This is a genomic window from Winogradskyella poriferorum, assembly GCF_050618035.1.
GTDB classification, from domain to species: domain Bacteria; phylum Bacteroidota; class Bacteroidia; order Flavobacteriales; family Flavobacteriaceae; genus Winogradskyella; species Winogradskyella poriferorum_A.
Genome location: NZ_JBODPY010000004.1, coordinates 233,704 through 249,099, shown reverse-complemented (window position 1 = coordinate 249,099; position 15,396 = coordinate 233,704). Strand labels below are relative to the sequence as shown.

At 37.2% G+C, this 15,396-nt stretch carries 17 protein-coding genes; 2 read left to right on the top strand and 15 right to left on the bottom strand.

What is annotated here, in order from left to right; all coding sequences use genetic code 11:
* Positions 1 to 70: 70 nt before the first annotated feature.
* A complete protein-coding gene (locus ACRHOC_RS10940) occupies positions 71 to 1,081 on the bottom strand; it encodes a DUF3810 domain-containing protein (protein ID WP_431158677.1) in 1,011 nt (336 codons plus the stop codon).
* Between the two features lie 146 nt (positions 1,082 to 1,227).
* Here ACRHOC_RS10940 and ACRHOC_RS10935 point away from each other — a divergent pair, with 146 nt between their 5' ends.
* Positions 1,228 to 2,694 (top strand): aminoacyl-histidine dipeptidase, encoded by a 1,467-nt coding sequence (locus tag ACRHOC_RS10935; protein ID WP_431158676.1) that lies wholly within the window; start codon positions 1,228 to 1,230, stop codon positions 2,692 to 2,694.
* A 62-nt stretch (positions 2,695 to 2,756) separates the two neighbouring features.
* On the opposite strand, the gene ACRHOC_RS10930 is transcribed toward ACRHOC_RS10935, so the two are convergent.
* The 3 genes from ACRHOC_RS10930 to ACRHOC_RS10920 are packed head-to-tail and all read right to left on the bottom strand — an operon-like array spanning position 2,757 to position 5,498.
* Positions 2,757 to 3,956, bottom strand: a complete 1,200-nt coding sequence (locus tag ACRHOC_RS10930) for a peptidylprolyl isomerase (RefSeq protein ID WP_431158868.1) — start codon at positions 3,954 to 3,956, stop codon at positions 2,757 to 2,759.
* Entirely contained in the window at positions 3,949 to 4,479 is a 531-nt protein-coding gene (gldI, locus tag ACRHOC_RS10925) for a gliding motility-associated peptidyl-prolyl isomerase GldI (protein ID WP_431158675.1), read from the bottom strand. Before gldI ends, ACRHOC_RS10930 begins: the two co-directional genes overlap by 8 nt.
* Entirely contained in the window at positions 4,476 to 5,498 is a 1,023-nt protein-coding gene (locus ACRHOC_RS10920) for a DHH family phosphoesterase (protein ID WP_431158674.1), read from the bottom strand. The genes gldI and ACRHOC_RS10920 overlap by 4 nt, the downstream gene beginning before the upstream one ends.
* A 135-nt stretch (positions 5,499 to 5,633) precedes the next feature.
* Here ACRHOC_RS10920 and ACRHOC_RS10915 point away from each other — a divergent pair, with 135 nt between their 5' ends.
* On the top strand, positions 5,634 to 6,053 hold the full coding sequence (locus ACRHOC_RS10915; RefSeq protein WP_431158673.1) for a nucleoside-diphosphate kinase: 420 nt from the start codon (positions 5,634 to 5,636) through the stop codon (positions 6,051 to 6,053).
* A gap of 75 nt (positions 6,054 to 6,128) precedes the next feature.
* On the opposite strand, the gene ACRHOC_RS10910 is transcribed toward ACRHOC_RS10915, so the two are convergent.
* The 11 genes from ACRHOC_RS10910 to ACRHOC_RS10860 all read right to left on the bottom strand — a co-directional run bounded on the left by ACRHOC_RS10910 (position 6,129) and on the right by ACRHOC_RS10860 (position 15,332).
* Complete coding sequence (locus tag ACRHOC_RS10910; RefSeq protein WP_431158672.1) at positions 6,129 to 6,698, bottom strand: DUF7010 family protein; 570 nt, start codon at positions 6,696 to 6,698, stop codon at positions 6,129 to 6,131.
* An 11-nt stretch (positions 6,699 to 6,709) separates the two neighbouring features.
* Positions 6,710 to 7,327 (bottom strand): SGNH/GDSL hydrolase family protein, encoded by a 618-nt coding sequence (locus tag ACRHOC_RS10905; RefSeq protein ID WP_431158671.1) that lies wholly within the window; start codon positions 7,325 to 7,327, stop codon positions 6,710 to 6,712.
* A 4-nt stretch (positions 7,328 to 7,331) separates the two neighbouring features.
* Positions 7,332 to 7,493: a hypothetical protein gene (locus tag ACRHOC_RS10900; protein WP_431158670.1), complete on the bottom strand. Its 162-nt coding sequence runs from the start codon at positions 7,491 to 7,493 to the stop codon at positions 7,332 to 7,334.
* Positions 7,493 to 8,248, bottom strand: coding sequence for a carbon-nitrogen hydrolase family protein (locus ACRHOC_RS10895; RefSeq protein WP_431158669.1), 756 nt, complete (start codon positions 8,246 to 8,248; stop codon positions 7,493 to 7,495). Before ACRHOC_RS10895 ends, ACRHOC_RS10900 begins: the two co-directional genes overlap by 1 nt.
* A gap of 110 nt (positions 8,249 to 8,358) precedes the next feature.
* Entirely contained in the window at positions 8,359 to 8,787 is a 429-nt protein-coding gene (locus ACRHOC_RS10890; protein WP_431158668.1) for a hypothetical protein, read from the bottom strand.
* 135 nt (positions 8,788 to 8,922) lie between these two features.
* Complete coding sequence (locus ACRHOC_RS10885; RefSeq protein WP_431158667.1) at positions 8,923 to 9,321, bottom strand: hypothetical protein; 399 nt, start codon at positions 9,319 to 9,321, stop codon at positions 8,923 to 8,925.
* A gap of 20 nt (positions 9,322 to 9,341) precedes the next feature.
* Positions 9,342 to 9,809, bottom strand: a complete 468-nt coding sequence (locus ACRHOC_RS10880) for a hypothetical protein (protein ID WP_431158666.1) — start codon at positions 9,807 to 9,809, stop codon at positions 9,342 to 9,344.
* Between the two features lie 458 nt (positions 9,810 to 10,267).
* Positions 10,268 to 10,771: a PEGA domain-containing protein gene (locus ACRHOC_RS10875; RefSeq protein WP_431158665.1), complete on the bottom strand. Its 504-nt coding sequence runs from the start codon at positions 10,769 to 10,771 to the stop codon at positions 10,268 to 10,270.
* A gap of 101 nt (positions 10,772 to 10,872) precedes the next feature.
* On the bottom strand, positions 10,873 to 11,538 hold the full coding sequence (locus tag ACRHOC_RS10870; protein ID WP_431158664.1) for a DUF5041 domain-containing protein: 666 nt from the start codon (positions 11,536 to 11,538) through the stop codon (positions 10,873 to 10,875).
* Positions 11,535 to 12,026: a hypothetical protein gene (locus ACRHOC_RS10865; protein ID WP_431158663.1), complete on the bottom strand. Its 492-nt coding sequence runs from the start codon at positions 12,024 to 12,026 to the stop codon at positions 11,535 to 11,537. The genes ACRHOC_RS10870 and ACRHOC_RS10865 overlap by 4 nt, the downstream gene beginning before the upstream one ends.
* Positions 12,027 to 12,059: 33 nt before the next feature.
* Entirely contained in the window at positions 12,060 to 15,332 is a 3,273-nt protein-coding gene (locus tag ACRHOC_RS10860; RefSeq protein WP_431158662.1) for a T9SS type B sorting domain-containing protein, read from the bottom strand.
* Positions 15,333 to 15,396 lie beyond the last annotated feature (64 nt).

Sequence of the window (15,396 nt, the reverse complement as noted above, 5' to 3'; positions counted from 1 at the left end):
ATAATAATGAAGCAACAGTCTGAGTTCTTAAGAATATTTAACGTTTCAAACCGCTCTAATAGAGTTGTTTCTAGAGTGGTTTGTCACTGTAATAATTAACGAGTAAGGCGACTACATAATTATAGCTTTTCATACCGTCTGCTTGATTATTGGCTTTTAGGAAGCTGTCAAAAGTTTTTTCAAAATACGGTTCTAATGGATTTTCATAATCCATCCAAAAGGTTTGGATTTCTTTGTAATTCTCAATGATCCCATAATTCACCTTCGATAAGATGTTGGAGTAGGTTTCTGGATCTCTTCGGAAGAGTTCAGAGAGGCAATAGCGTAGACCAAAGGTATAGCCAGCATACTTAAAATAAATATCTTCATTCTTAATAGTGGCCAAGCAACCTATAAAATTAGCTTCGTTCTCAGCGGCATAACCTAGTTGATGGGCAACCTCATGACAAGATGTTGTTGGGAATTTATATACAGGAATCAAACCATCCACCTGAGCCTCATTGGTAAAAGGGTTGAGATAACCTGAAAAACCCATATATGTTAAGGGTGTACTGTAGATCGATTTTTTTATACTCTTAGGACTGTAAACGAGATGCGGGAAATCTTTGGCTAAATTATCATAACCATTAACGAGCCTATCAAAAATTTCTGATTTTGAATATGGAATCTTCACACCTAAAGAATCATTATCTGGTTGTAATAGACTGTGGCAATAATTTGATTTTTCAATAAGTCGGTTTGTGAAATCTAATAATTCACTAGTTGTATAATCTGCCTTAATATTTAAAGAAACATTTAAGGGTTGGCGGTAATAGTTAAATGCCCATAGAAGGTGAAAACCAATGTAAGCTATAGAAAGAGTGGCTCCAACATCTAATAGCCAATTCCAGGTATCCATTATAATGCGTTTACGATTTAAGTATAGCCATCTTAAGAGGTAGATACTCGCTATGGTATAAAACAGATCACCAACGGAGAAAGGCACCCAGCCAAAAGAAAAACGCATAAGTTTTGATATGTAAACATAAATGCCATGACTATAATACTGCTCTACAAAACCTGGATAGTTTCTCAAGATCATATTCAGTATGATTTGAACACCAAACAAGGAAATTATGAGTAGCTTTTTTCTTTTATGCATACCTCAAAAATAACGAAAAACTTATGGTCTAGGATACAGTACAGAACTAAGTTGTTTTGTAATTTTGCTAATCTAAAATAATAAAAATGAGCGCAGAGATTAGAGCACTAGAGCCTAAGGCATTATGGAACAAATTTGCAGATTTAAATGCCGTTCCAAGACCTTCAAAGAAAGAAGAACGTGTTATAAAGTTTATGAAGGATTTTGGTTCTCGACTCGGTTTGGAGACTATAGAAGATGAGGTTGGTAATGTTATTATAAGAAAACCGGCTACAGCAGACATGGAAAATCGAAAGCCTATTGTAATGCAATCGCATTTGGATATGGTACATCAAAAGAATAACGATACCACTTTCGATTTTGATACCCAAGGAATTGACATGTTTGTTGAAGGCGATTGGGTTAAGGCAAAAGGTACAACACTAGGTGCTGATAATGGTCTGGGAGTTGCAACAATCATGGCTATTTTAGAAAGTGATACGATTGCACATCCTGATTTAGAAGCCCTTTTCACCATTGATGAAGAAACGGGTATGACTGGTGCTAAAGGTCTTAAAGGAGGCTTATTAAAAGGTGAAATACTTCTAAACTTAGATACAGAGGAAGATGATGAAATAGGTGTTGGTTGTGCAGGAGGTGTTGATGTTACTGCAACTCGAAATTATAATGAAGTTAATGTTGGTGCAGGCTCTTCTGCCTTTAAGATTGAAGTTAAGGGATTACAAGGTGGACATTCAGGTATGCAAATTCATGAAGGTTTAGGTAATGCGAATAAACTAATGAACCGTTTGCTTTATAGAGCTTACGACGCATTTGGTCTTCAGGTTTCTGAAATAGATGGTGGTAGTCTACGAAATGCTATACCACGTGAGAGCGTGGCCGTTGTTATCGTAGATACCAATAAAACCACTCAGTTTGTTAAGGATATGGACCAAAAGGCCTCGGTTATTAAAAAGGAATTTAAAACCATGGAGCCAGAATTGGAGATTAATGTTGCTGAAACAACCCTTCCTGAAAGGGTTATGGAATCGGACGTCCAGGAGCAATTAATCAAAGCTATTTATGCTGCATGTAATGGTGTGTATAGAATGAGCCCAGATATACCAGATTTGGTTGAAACGTCAAACAATATTGCAAGAGTCATCGTTAAAGACGGTTTTATTAAGATAGGATGCTTAACGCGTAGCTCTGTGGAGAGTTCTAAAGCCGACTTGGCCAATGCCTTAACGTCTACTTTTGAAATGGCAGGTTGTGATGTTGAATTATCAGGCGATTATCCAGGTTGGGCACCAAATATGGATTCAGATATTCTTAAGGTTATGGTTCCAATTTATGAACGTTTAAATAATGGAGAGAAGCCACATGTAGCCGCATGTCATGCAGGACTAGAATGTGGTATTCTTGGAACTAATTATCCAGATATGGATATGATTAGTTTTGGACCAAATATAAAGGGTGCACACTCACCAGATGAACGTGCACAGATTTCTTCAGCTCAGAAGTATTGGAAATTTGTACTTGAGATTTTAAAGGAAATCCCAAAAAGAAATTAATAGTAATTTGAAATAAAAAAAGCAGCGGTATCGCTGCTTTTTTTATGTTTTATGTTTCGTGCTTATTTTTTGATACCTACAAGTTCGATATCAAAAACTAAGTTAGTACCACCAGGAATTAATGGTGGTCTACCAGCGTCTCCATAACCTAAATAGTAAGGAATAAAGACTCTTGCTTTATCACCAATATTCATGTTTAGCATGGCTTCTCTAAAGCCAGCAACCAAGCTTGCTTTTTCATTGTATGGCATACTAAATGGTGCATATTGTCCGGCTTTATCTTGTTGCTCGTTATACATACCATTATTTTCCGCAACTTCTTTTTGTGTTGTCCAGAATAAAGTACCATCTTCAAAATAACCAGCACAATCAATATTCACATAATCTGTTGCCTTTGGTGTCGTTCCTTTAGATTCATTAGTAAAGATCATGGCCATACCTGTAGGCGAATCGATGCGACGTCCTTCTAAAGACTCATTTTTCTTTAGCCATTCTACTTTAGCCAAACGAGCTTGCTCTTCTGCTTTTTGCTTCGCTTCAGCACGCATAGCCATAAAATTACCTTCTACGTTAGGCATTTCTTCAGTAAATACCTTTGGTGCATCAAAGAATTTGGCATCGTTACCTTTTCTAATAATATTCACCTTTTGGATGACTACATCTTCCACAGGCTTATTACGTCCTGCTACTTTTACATTAGAAATTGAATCTTGTACTTCTAATCCTAAAACTAGCTCTCCAAAAACAGAGTGACAGCTTACACCAGGTTGGTCACATGGCTTTAACTTACCACTTGGGTCATATATATTTCCTCTTGGATAAGGTCTTTCAGTAATAAAGAATTGACTACCATTTGTATTAATACCACCAGCGTTAGCCATAGAAAGAATACCAGGTTTATCGTGCTTTAATTCTGGGCTAAAATCTGCGGCGAACTTATATCCAGGTGTACCTGTTCCATTACCTAATGGATCACCACCTTGAATCATAAAGTTGTTCATCACACGATGGAAGGTAAGATTATCGTAAAAGGGCTTTCCTTGATATTGTTCTTCAGTCATAGGATGATTACCTTCAGCCAAAGCCACAAAATTAGCCACTGTTACAGGAACCTTATCATAATGCAGTTTTGCCACCATGGTTCCTTTAGAGGTAATAAACTCGGCATACATGCCATCTTCTAAATCAGGATAGCGTTCTTGGCAAGATATATTTACCAAAACGAGTAATACAACAAATGCTGTAAGTGCTTGTTTAATCATTGTTTTCAATTATAGTATTTAAAGTTACTTCACATATTAACGGAACATTTGTTCCAATCTTATTATCGTCACCGTAATAACCAAATGCAATTTGAGAAGGAAATATAAAGGTGACCTTTTCAGTAGGCTTCATTAATTTGAGCCCTTCACGTAAACCCGTAAACAGCTCTTCCTTTTCCATAACATAGGTCCTGTTTTCTGTGGCATAGATTTCATTACCTTCTAGATTAGAGACATTAAAGTCAAAATCTAAAATATCACCAAACTTAGGTTGTAAGGTATCTACTTCTATTTTATTGGTATAGAAATACCAGAAGCCATTTTTGGACGCAATGTATTCGCGATCTGGATTACTTTGTATGATCGATTCGATTTTATTTTTTTCTAATGCATTTAGTTTCTTGTTACGCTCAGCAGATTCTTTAAGAAATGACCCAGACTTTACCGTTTCTGGCATCCGAGCTTCAGGCGACTTGCAACTAAAGGTAAAAGCAATTATTAGTATGAAGTATAGGTTTCTCATTTTGGGGACAATTGCGATTTATACTCTGGTAATATACTAATAAATTTATCAATGGTTTCTTGGAGGCCTGCATGACTGCGTCCTCCTGCGGCATTTGTGTGTCCACCACCATTAAAGTGAGCTCTGGCGAATTCGTTTACAGAGAAGTCTCCTTTGCTACGCAATGAAATCTTAATAATCTCTTCAGCTTCATTTTCGATAAAAATGCCAGCGAGAATAACTCCTGAAACTGAAAGCCCATAATTAACAAAGCCTTCGGTATCGCCCTTTTTAAAATTAAAGGTGTCTAACTCTTCTTGGGATAGGGTAATGTAAGCTGTTCGTAGTTCTGGGATGACCTTCATGTTTTTCATGGCACGACCTAATAATTGCAGTCTGCTGTAACTATTGGTATCATAAATATTATTATGAATTTGAGCATGGTCTGCACCTTTGTCTATGAGGTTGGCAACTACTTGGTGTGTTCTACTGGTTGTTGACGGAAACCTAAAAGATCCTGTGTCTGTCATAATACCAGTATACAAACAGGTTGCGATTTGTGCATCAATAAGGTCGGTATCACCAAGCATTTCAATGAAATTGAATACCATTTCGCAGGTCGAAGACATACTCACGTCAGAATAGACAAACGTAGCATAGTCATCTGGCTGTTGGTGATGATCTATCATTAGTTTTGTAGCGCTAGAAGCCTCGAGGACCTTACCATAATCATCGCCAGCTCTATGTAAAGCATTAAAGTCGAGTGTAAAAATGAGATCTGCTTCATTAACTTTGGCTGTGCATGCCTCCTCATTATTTTCAAACTTAAGCACTGTATCATCACCAGGTAACCACTTTAAAAAGTCTGGATAATCATTTGGTGCAATCACCGTAGGATGCTGGTTCTTTTTTATCAAGTAATGGTAGAGCGCGAGGGTAGAGCCCATGGCATCACCATCTGGATTTTTGTGTGGCACAATAACAACCGTTTTCGGTGTACTTAGGAGTGTTTTTATTTCTGAAATATCAGCCTCAGTCATAGTTGACGAAGATACAATTTTTTACAATCTCAGAATGGTAAATTTGATTTTCAAATGATAAAGATTTATTAAAATTAGGCACTTGATTAATTAAAGAAATACATTACTTTTGCACCACATTTTAAAAAACATTACATGGCAACTAACAGAACATTTACAATGTTAAAGCCAGATGCTGTTGAAAAAGGACACATTGGCGCAATTTTAGAAAAAATAACGGCTTCAGGTTTTAGAATCGTAGCGATGAAACTTACACAGATGACTAAGGCAGATGCACAGGAATTTTATGCAATCCACAAGGAGCGTCCATTTTTCCCAGAGTTGGTAGAATATATGACACGTGGTCCTATCGTTGCAGCGATCTTAGAAAAGGACAATGCAGTTGAAGATTTTAGAACTTTAATCGGTGCTACTAATCCTGCTGAAGCAGCTGAAGGAACAATCCGTAAATTATATGCAGCTTCAATTGGTGAAAATGCTGTACACGGTAGTGATAGCGACGACAATGCAGCTATCGAAGGTGCTTTTCATTTCTCAGGTAGAGAAATGTTCTAATTGTAACCTCTATACAACATATGAAGGCCATCATACACGATGGTCTTTTTTTTGCCCTAAAATGATCAATTAGAATTAACCGTCAATGTCTTCAATTTTGGGTAACTTTTTATTTGTTGTAAAAATCCAAAGGGCGAGTAAAAATAAAATTACAGATGTAAATAGTGGTACTAACCAAATAGTGCTGAGGTCAGTATTTAAGGCGATAAGTAAACTACCCACGGAGATGATAATGGCGGCAACAGCATAAGCCATTTCATCATAATACCAAGCATACGGGAATAAGTGCGCTCCTGTTATGATCGCATAGGTCATGATAAAATAGTCAGGATATTTAATGAGAATAAATATGAGAAACGGAAAATATATCAACTGTGCAAAATTGAGCCATAAGCCCAAAGGATCTAACGGATTATCCTTTATTTTCCAATTTGTTTTGAACACCTTAGACATTCCAAAGGCCATAGGCAAAAGAAAGGCTCCAATGATAAAGGTGATTATGCTATTATCATAAGAACTGTAATCTAGCGTCCAAACGTATGCAATGAAAAGCCAAAGAATGGCGGCTGTGAATATAAAATCGATGCCTCTTTTAGTGAGAATATTGATTTCTTGTTTGAGATACTTAAATGATTTTTGTGTCATTATTTGATTGATTAGTTGTTAAAAAGGGTTTCTACAATAACGCGTGCGGCAACTTTACTTCCCAATACCGAAGGGTGAAAACCATCTGGCCCATAGTATTGAAAATTATTAGTACGGTCAAAATAGTCTTTCCAAACTTCGCCTACTGGCAATAAAATAGCATCATTAATGCTTGCGGCATCTTGATGGTTTTTTATAACACCATCAAAAGTGTGGTAGTAGGTCCGAGAGGGCCAAACCATGTAATAGCAGAGTTGTGTGTTATGGGCTTCGCATAAAGCCTTGTAGTCTTTCCCAGATTCGATAAGCATCTGGCGACCTTCTCGTTGTGATGATGGTCCTTGTTGTACAATCACATAGTCGTAATTTTCCTTAGCAATAAGCTTTTGGACTTTGCCTTCTGCCCAATGATCTACTATGGCATAATTTGGTTTGGCCACCATGTCATACTTTATTTTAATACCCAGTTTTTTGGCATGGGTCTTTACCAATTCAGGGAGATCATTATAATAAGTAAGGCTATTACCAACAAAAAGGATAGAAGCTTCTTTTTTGGAGGTGTCTTGAGCAATTCCCGTAGTAATCGAAAGAATTAGGATTATAATGAAGCTGTATATTCTAGTGCTCATTGTATTATTTTTTCCAAGTGCCACCATAACGATAATTAGGATTGTCTTTTTTCACCTCAAGTAAACACGACTCACATGCAAATACCCATGCTTTGGGTTGTTTGTATTGAATTCGAAACATAGTATCGAAATCCTTGTTACAAATAGCGCAGTATTTAATCCGCATTAGCCTTGGATGATTTTGTTTTCATCACTCAAGATAATACTTGTCGTGGTGTTATTATCTAAATGAAATATTAAAAGTCCTTCATGAGAAGCGTCTAAAGTCCCTAAAGATTTGCCTGTTTTGTCCCAAATAGCTGATTGTCCTGCACAAAAGAAGTCTTCAGATGGTCCAATACTATTGCACATTAAAACAGGAATGCCATGGGTTTTTGCCATAGTACTATAGTGTGTGGTGGCTCTGCTAATATCATGCATTGGTTTAGCCACACTGGCAATATAAGCATCTGAATTATTGCATATCGCCTCTTCAAAAGGTTCACAGAACATGGTCTCATAGCAAATCCCAAAAGCAATGACCTTATTGTTGATCTTTGCTAAAGGGTTTTTTTGACCTTGCACAAAATAGGGCAATTCATCGTCGTGTAGTTTCTGTTTAGCATACACGATGGGATGGGTATGTGGGCGGTAAAAAACAAGACTAATAGTAATGCCTTTTTCTGCTGTAAGAGGAACACCAATTGCAATGGTTATCTGGTGTTGGTCTGCTTTGTCTTGAAATACTTTAAAACGTACATCATTAGCATTTGTGGCTAAGGTTTTAGCTAAGCTTGGTTCATAACCGGTTATGGACAGCTCAGGGAATACAATAAGATCCGAACAGTTTTCAATAGCCTTGTCAATAAGATAGAGGTGATGCGTGATATTTTTTGCAATATCACCTTTAAAGGACTTTGATTGTGCGAGACAAATGTTCAATGTTGTACCTGTTATGACGACTACTAAAGTAGCAAAACTTAAGATCTAAATTAAACTAAAAACCATCCTGAGTAGGATGGTTTGTTTATGTACTGTGTTTGTAAATTCGATTAGTCTCCTTCACTCAGTGAATAGCTACCATCACCATTAAAATTAGTAAGATTAATAGTTACGGTCCACTCGCCAGGCGTACCAGAACTGGTCACACCATCAATACTATCAGGTTCGGAGTTACCAGTTAGAGTTCTGTCTAATACAATGTTGCCGTTGGCATCTCTTACTTCCATTTGGAATTCTCCGGTAGCCGTAGCTGTAATATCTGCGTTGTAATCTGCAGTGGCCAGACCATTGTTCCATGCTATCGTTCTAGAACCGCTTCCACCACTACCTGTAAAATCACCACCAATGTCACCATTTGGGCCTTCATTAACTGTAATATTAACACCAGGTCCATCATCATCGGAGCACGAAGAAAATGTCATTGTAAAAAGTGCTAACGCACTAAAAAGAGTAAGTAATCTAAAATTTGAGGTTTTCATTTGAAATAAGTTTGTCTGTTAATCGCTAATATAACAGTTGAAAGCTTCAATTCCCTACCTTCTAAGCCCTATTATTAGCGTAATTATTATAACAATTTCAAAATTAAACTACTCGACTTGATATTTATACAACTGTTACTCCAACTCCTCCGTTTCTATTTGGTATTTATAGCGAAAGAAACGTTTTGAAGGCTCTCTACCAATCCAGTCATCACTGACGTTATAGATGTTTTTACCAGTTTGATTTTCTTTATAAATTCTAAGAATGGCATCTGAAGCATTGCGCACCACCACAGAGTCATACTCTGTCATGGACGGTTCTAAGAAGGTACTACCAATATCAAATCCCTCTTGAAAGAGTACCGTTTCATCTGGTGCAATATCTAGGGTTTTATTTAGAGTGGTATCAAAAGAAATAAATTCAACAGTAAGGGTTTCCTCCGTAAGATTCTCAATATTGGCTTCCATGTCTGAAACCGGATCACAGCTCAATACAAATACGGCACATAAGGCCATTAAACTTAGCTTTTTCATAGCAATATATAGGTCTTAAATTAATCGTCGAGGGTTATAATTTCGAAGGTCCAAGTACCATCATTTACAAATTTGCGCTGAAAATTGGGTGATTTTATTCCTGTATAGACGAGCGCGGCACCTGGTATAATGAGCCAAAAGGCTGTTGTGTCTGCGAGTAGGCCAATGAGCGTTCCTAAACCAATGGTGATACCACCAACATAGGCAAAAAAGCTACTGCCTAGGATAGAAAGTAACAGCGAATTACGTTTTATGGACGCAATGTCTTCCATTTCAAAAGCCTCCTGGTCGACCATTATGGTGTTATTTTTTATCTGTAAGCGACCTGTCACTTTTCGACCGTCGACAGTTTGCAGTTTAACGCGCCTGTTTTCTTCAATGATAACTTCCTTACCATTACTCACTTTCGTCAGTTTAACGGCTTGGGTCTGTGCAAAGAGTGCACAAGACATAAATAGAAATAGGGTAATAGTGATTGTGTTTTTCATAGTGATGTTTTTCTTTAAGATGCACTTATTGCAAAAGGGTTGCGTTAAGAAATTGTAAATAATTTAATTTTTTCTGTTGATCATTGATTAAAATAAAATTAGCATAATTTTTATTTTTTACTAAAGACATTTAGGACACATTTATTTTAATTAGTAAACATTTGAAAATGTAAGCTTAAGACAACTTTTTCGACCTATTGCACGTATAAGAACTGTGTTATGCGAGTAACACTGAAGAATAGATAATTAAATTAAACAAAAATGAAAAAGTTAAGTAACAAATTAAGCATGGTCAGACCAGAGTACTTACTCGTTACCTTAATCGGCTTACCATTTTATGTTGTGTATTGGATGGTAAATGACCAGAAAAAAAGAAGTTAAAAACAATTAGAACCATATTAAAAAAAGAAGGCTTTTATTAGCCTTCTTTTTTATTTATATGCGATTAAAACTTATGTCTATTCATCGCTTAATGCGACCAAATGTGGACGCCAAGCCTCAGGAATCGTATCTATGGTATAGAACTTTAAAGCCTCCTTTTCAACACTCGCAGTAGAAGGTGAAAGGGTTTCACTTATGTATTCCTTATCTAATTTGTACATGGCACCAGTTGCAGGATCTACAATTAATAATCCGATGAGGCCACCAATTAAGATATTACCGAAATACCAGCCGTCTAATTTAAATTCAATTGGTACAAGCTTAGTGTCATAACCCATTTTCTCAAATTTCACCTGATAGCTCGCTTTTGAGAAAAATCCACTACCTGCTTTTAGTTTTAATTCTGCAGGTGTGTTGCCTTTATAGACCTCTTTTCCGTTTTTATCGGTAATGGTGATTTTTGCATCAGAAGGGGAACTATTAATCGTAATTGGATAGTTAGACTTACTTACGATACTTGCACAACTTGTTGTGAACAATAGAACACAGGATAAAAAGACTGCTGTTAATTTTTGTTTCATGTTTTATTATTAAAAAAATTGATTGAGGCCTACTTCTGTTTAACGTCTTTTTTCGGCATATTCAGACGTATATTTTTTTTCGGTTTAATCTACTGGTAAGACTAGTCGTCCTTTTCGGCTATCTTATAGCTTAAAACCACATAGTTGGGTGAATAGTCCAACAACTCTTGTGTTCGTGGATCATTATCTTTAAGATTTACAACACCACAAAAACGGTGGAAGTTATATTGTTTATCTAACCATGAGGACGCAAAAATGAGTAATGGAACTTTGGTATTAAGTTGCCATTGGGTGTCCTTATAAGCGCGCCAGTTGTAAAATTGTCTGGGGTCTGTTTTGCCCAAATTGATTTCTTTGGTCGTGCCTAAAGCATAGGTTCTTATATTAATGGTAGCAAAGTTTTCCTCGGTTTTGGTGAAGACTTTTATTTGGTCGATATAACCAGGATTATATTCCTCATCAATCCAAAAACCATACTCGTTGGTATAATCCACTAAGGTGTCTGTTTTTACCAGCTTGCCGTTAATGTATTCATCAGCAAACATTAGGAATTTGTATTCCTTTTTCATTTTACCAATATTAAACTTATGAGCTCGCACACCAGCCAGTTCTAAGGCTTCAAGCAGGTCCAAAGTCGATATATTACTTTGGGTGTACATGTCATTAGAATCTTCTTTTTCGAGCTGTGGTCTGGTATCCACGACCTTGGTTTGTGTGTAACCAAAAAAGGTGGTTACTAAAAAGGTGAGGAGGAGTATCTTTTTCATGATCTAAACTTTCTATATAGTGATTTTTTACGATCTAATTTTCGCATTTTTTGCACGAGATTGTTCATTATTTTTTGGTTTAGTGGATGGGATTCGTCTAGACAGTCTCTATCATTGGAATCGAAAACCATAAGACAGGCATAGTAGTCTTTCATGGTTTCTGTGCCATCTGCGATTACCAAAAAGGTTTCATCAGAATTATCTAAGAGTTTAACCTCTTTCCAAATAAGTCTTTTGATATTGGATTGATGCAAGCTATTACTCTTTTTGTCCCATTCTCCATAGTTACGATACATGAGCATCATACCATCTAATGCAGAATTGATTTTGTAAAAGCGTAATTGATTTACATAAGCAGTGTCCTTTTCAATTAAAATAGGAGTATTTACAATTAAGAACTCCTTTTTATTGCTTTCTTTGTCGGTTTTGGTCTGTGAGTTACCACAAAGAGCCATAACCATAAAGGCGAGGAGGAGTATCTTTTTCATAATTATATTTTTTTAGTTGGTCTAGTTTTAGGTTTAACGCTTCAAGGCAAAATGACCCGAAAAGGTTCGGCCATCACCAAGATCTGTTGTAAACCAATAATCACTAGACTTCATTTTTTTACCGTTATAGCGTCCATCCCAACCTGCATCATTCGATGATATGATTGTGATCAGTTTTCCGTAGCGATCATATATTAAGGTACTCGAATTTGGATAATTCGCTATCCCTTTTATCTGCCAATAATCGTTAAACCCATCGTTATTTGGTGTGAAGAATTTAGGATAGTCCACAATAACAACTTCTTCAGCATCTTCACCACAACCTTCTTTATCTCTTACAACAACCGTATAAATACCACCTTGAATGTTTGGGAAATAATTGGAGTCTTGGAAAAATTGTCCATCGATGGAATATTCAAAATCACCATCACCAGAGGCAATGATTTCAATAAAATTATCACCTAATTCTCCAAAATTCACACTTTGTATTTCAGGCAATACAGAACGTACCAAGCTAAAATTAAATGAAGACGAACAACTAATCCCATTACTAACTTCGGTAACCGTAACTTCATAATTGCCTTCTTCTATAATTTCTGCAGTGCTTGTATTTGAAATCGAAGTGCCATCTTCAAAAACCCAGTTATACGCATCATAACCAGAAGCTACATTTAAGGTAATCGAAGGTTCTAAATTACAGATGAAGTATTGGTCTTCTAGCACAATCTCGGGTAATGTATTAACGATTAAATCAAACGAGGTTTCCGAATAACACAGTGGATTTGCACTGTCCTCAACACGTACGTTAATAGTTTGTGTATATGGCTCTGTATTTTCAAATAGTGTTGGTAAAGGACTTGTTAGCGCATTGTTATTGGCATCAAAATAGCTGATGGTTAATCCGGTTTGGTTGCCGATAATTTCTTGCTCAATAGTTGAGGTGTCAAATAGTGCAAAGCCGTTACCAGCATCACAGGCATATAAATTATTCGGTTGGTTGATATTCGGTTGATTTACCGTCTGAAATTCTAAAGTCGTTTCCGCATAACAGGTCGAAGCCGTATTGGTCACCCTTACCGTAATGATTTCATTAAATGGTGTGCTATTGGTAAATGGGTTTGGTAATGGACTTGGTAAAGGATTACCATTGGCATCAAAATAGCTCACACTCATTCCGGTTTGGCCATTTAATACATCGCTCTCTACGGTTGAGGTATCAAAATATTCGGAGATGCCATCATTATTATCATCACATCCATTAATCAATGCTAAGGTATTGGCTACTGGATTCTCACTCACAAACAGATCAATCGTTATTTCAGAAGTACAATTGGTAGTCGTGTTTGTGGCACGTGCCGTCACATAATCTTGATTAGCCAACACATTGGCAAAGCTGTTATAGTCGTTAAGTGCAATAAGATTGTCACTGCTATCAAAAAGTTCTAGCGTTACATCGGTTTGCCCATTGAGAATGGTATTCGGTAAACCAGAGAGATCAAATTGTGAAAACCCATTAGAGCCTTCATCGCAACTGGCTAATGCAGGTACGGTTTGTAACTCTGGTAAAGGGTAGGTGATGAGGTCGAAAGTGGTTTCTGAAACACAACATGGATTATTTTCATTAGCTACACGTACCGTTATGGTTTCTAGTCCACTAACCGTATTGGTAAATGGATTAGGCAAAGTATCGTAGGTATTACCACTACCATCAATATAGGTGACGGTTTTACCGGTTTGGCCACCAAGGACCTGAGTTTCTATGGTCGTTACATCAAATGTTGAGGAGATTCCCGAATTTAAAGTATCCTCACAAGCATAAATATTATTAATGCCATATGCGTTTGGTGGTTGGGTCACTTCAATGGTTTCGGTGAGGACTTCAATACTGCCATCTAAGGAGGTCACTGTAGCTGTAATGGTATAGGTACCATCGACCGTAAAGTCGTGGAATGGTGATAAATCACTAGAAGTATTATCTGGTCCAGAAGCTGGATCACCAAAATCCCAAAGTACCGAACTGATATTAGGATTACTTTCTATGCTAAATTCCTTTAAAAACTCAGAGCAAATATTAGTCACTGAAATCCCGTAGGTATTACTCACATGGTTAACATTACCAGTTACGTTGATATAAAAGTTAGAGTTAGGATAACCCATTTCTGTAGCCGTAACAAAACCGTTAACAGGTGTGGCATTAACAATACAACCACGTTGCCAAGAGACATCATTATCTACCGTTGTGCCACCAACAAAGGCGAGGGCAGAACCATAGACAATGCCTTTATGCACTTCTACGAGGATACGCTCCACACCAGCAGGCACGGTAATGGGTGTGTCGAATGTAACTTCGACGACTTCTGGGTCATCGGTTATGGCTGGGCTGAGCGTCTGATACTGACTACTGCCTATTAGATTATCTTCTGAAAACGAGGCTGGGAAATTCTCATCGATTTCATAAATTCTAAAGTTAATTTCTGGTAACCAACCGACACCACTCACAGCTACTTGACCTTTAGTAATCACATACTCCTCATTGGTAGATATGCCAAAATCTGCCAATGTAAAGGTTCTCGACCAGTACAAATAGGAGGAAGAACAGGAGAAAATATTAGTCCTTAATATTTCACCACAGGTATTATGCGATAAGCGTGTTACTGGGCCATTACTAAACACATCATAGGCTTCACCAGTGACATTGATAAAGAAATTAGCATTAGGCTGTGGGTTGTTGGGTAAATCTCCAGTGGGTATAAGACTATAGCTCTCATCACAACCGTAGTAATACGATATGTCATTATCCTCTTGCGTCCCAGCAATCCTCACCACGGAAGATTCATCATCATAAATGCCCCAATATTTTTCTACGGCTACTAGGATTTGTTCCGTACCAGCTGGGACAATAACCGGTTGGTCAAAATCGACTTGTACAATCTCTGGAGCGCCAGTTATGGTTGGTGCCTCACCAATACCACGTGTACCAAGTAAGTTTGTAGGGTATAAAGAGTATGGGTAATTTGGAAATTCTGGACCTACACTATAAAAACGAAATTGAAGGTTCGCACCAGAATAGGACTCTGCAAAAGCGATTTGCCCAGAGGTAATGGCAAATTCTTCATTAGGACCAATACCAAAATCGGCAAGTGTAAAAATACGCATCCAGGTTTCGTCATCTTCATCACAAGAAAACATTCCAGTATCTATTGGTGTATTGCCTACATTATGCGATAAGGTAATTTGTGCTTGCGCAACAAAAGCCCAACAGAGGCAAAAGAAGATGAGAAGTTGATAGCGTGGGTTATACGTCATGTTTGAGGTTGGTCGTTTTATCAAATATCAATGATTTCTGCGAATTCTACTACATATTTAGTCT

Coding starts and splice junctions, on each gene's coding strand:
- ACRHOC_RS10870 (WP_431158664.1), bottom strand. CDS start 11,538: ATGAAAAAGATACTCCTCCTCACCTTTTTAGTAACCACCTTTTTTGGT.
- gldI (WP_431158675.1), bottom strand. CDS start 4,479: ATGAGAAACCTATACTTCATACTAATAATTGCTTTTACCTTTAGTTGC.
- ACRHOC_RS10880 (WP_431158666.1), bottom strand. CDS start 9,809: ATGAAAAACACAATCACTATTACCCTATTTCTATTTATGTCTTGTGCA.
- ACRHOC_RS10885 (WP_431158667.1), bottom strand. CDS start 9,321: ATGAAAAAGCTAAGTTTAATGGCCTTATGTGCCGTATTTGTATTGAGC.
- ACRHOC_RS10905 (WP_431158671.1), bottom strand. CDS start 7,327: ATGAGCACTAGAATATACAGCTTCATTATAATCCTAATTCTTTCGATT.
- ACRHOC_RS10935 (WP_431158676.1), top strand. CDS start 1,228: ATGAGCGCAGAGATTAGAGCACTAGAGCCTAAGGCATTATGGAACAAA.
- ACRHOC_RS10900 (WP_431158670.1), bottom strand. CDS start 7,493: ATGCGGATTAAATACTGCGCTATTTGTAACAAGGATTTCGATACTATG.
- ACRHOC_RS10865 (WP_431158663.1), bottom strand. CDS start 12,026: ATGAAAAAGATACTCCTCCTCGCCTTTATGGTTATGGCTCTTTGTGGT.
- ACRHOC_RS10940 (WP_431158677.1), bottom strand. CDS start 1,081: ATGATCTTGAGAAACTATCCAGGTTTTGTAGAGCAGTATTATAGTCAT.
- ACRHOC_RS10890 (WP_431158668.1), bottom strand. CDS start 8,787: ATGAAAACCTCAAATTTTAGATTACTTACTCTTTTTAGTGCGTTAGCA.
- ACRHOC_RS10875 (WP_431158665.1), bottom strand. CDS start 10,771: ATGAAACAAAAATTAACAGCAGTCTTTTTATCCTGTGTTCTATTGTTC.
- ACRHOC_RS10920 (WP_431158674.1), bottom strand. CDS start 5,498: ATGACTGAGGCTGATATTTCAGAAATAAAAACACTCCTAAGTACACCG.
- ACRHOC_RS10860 (WP_431158662.1), bottom strand. CDS start 15,332: ATGACGTATAACCCACGCTATCAACTTCTCATCTTCTTTTGCCTCTGT.
- ACRHOC_RS10910 (WP_431158672.1), bottom strand. CDS start 6,698: ATGACACAAAAATCATTTAAGTATCTCAAACAAGAAATCAATATTCTC.
- ACRHOC_RS10915 (WP_431158673.1), top strand. CDS start 5,634: ATGGCAACTAACAGAACATTTACAATGTTAAAGCCAGATGCTGTTGAA.
- ACRHOC_RS10930 (WP_431158868.1), bottom strand. CDS start 3,956: ATGATTAAACAAGCACTTACAGCATTTGTTGTATTACTCGTTTTGGTA.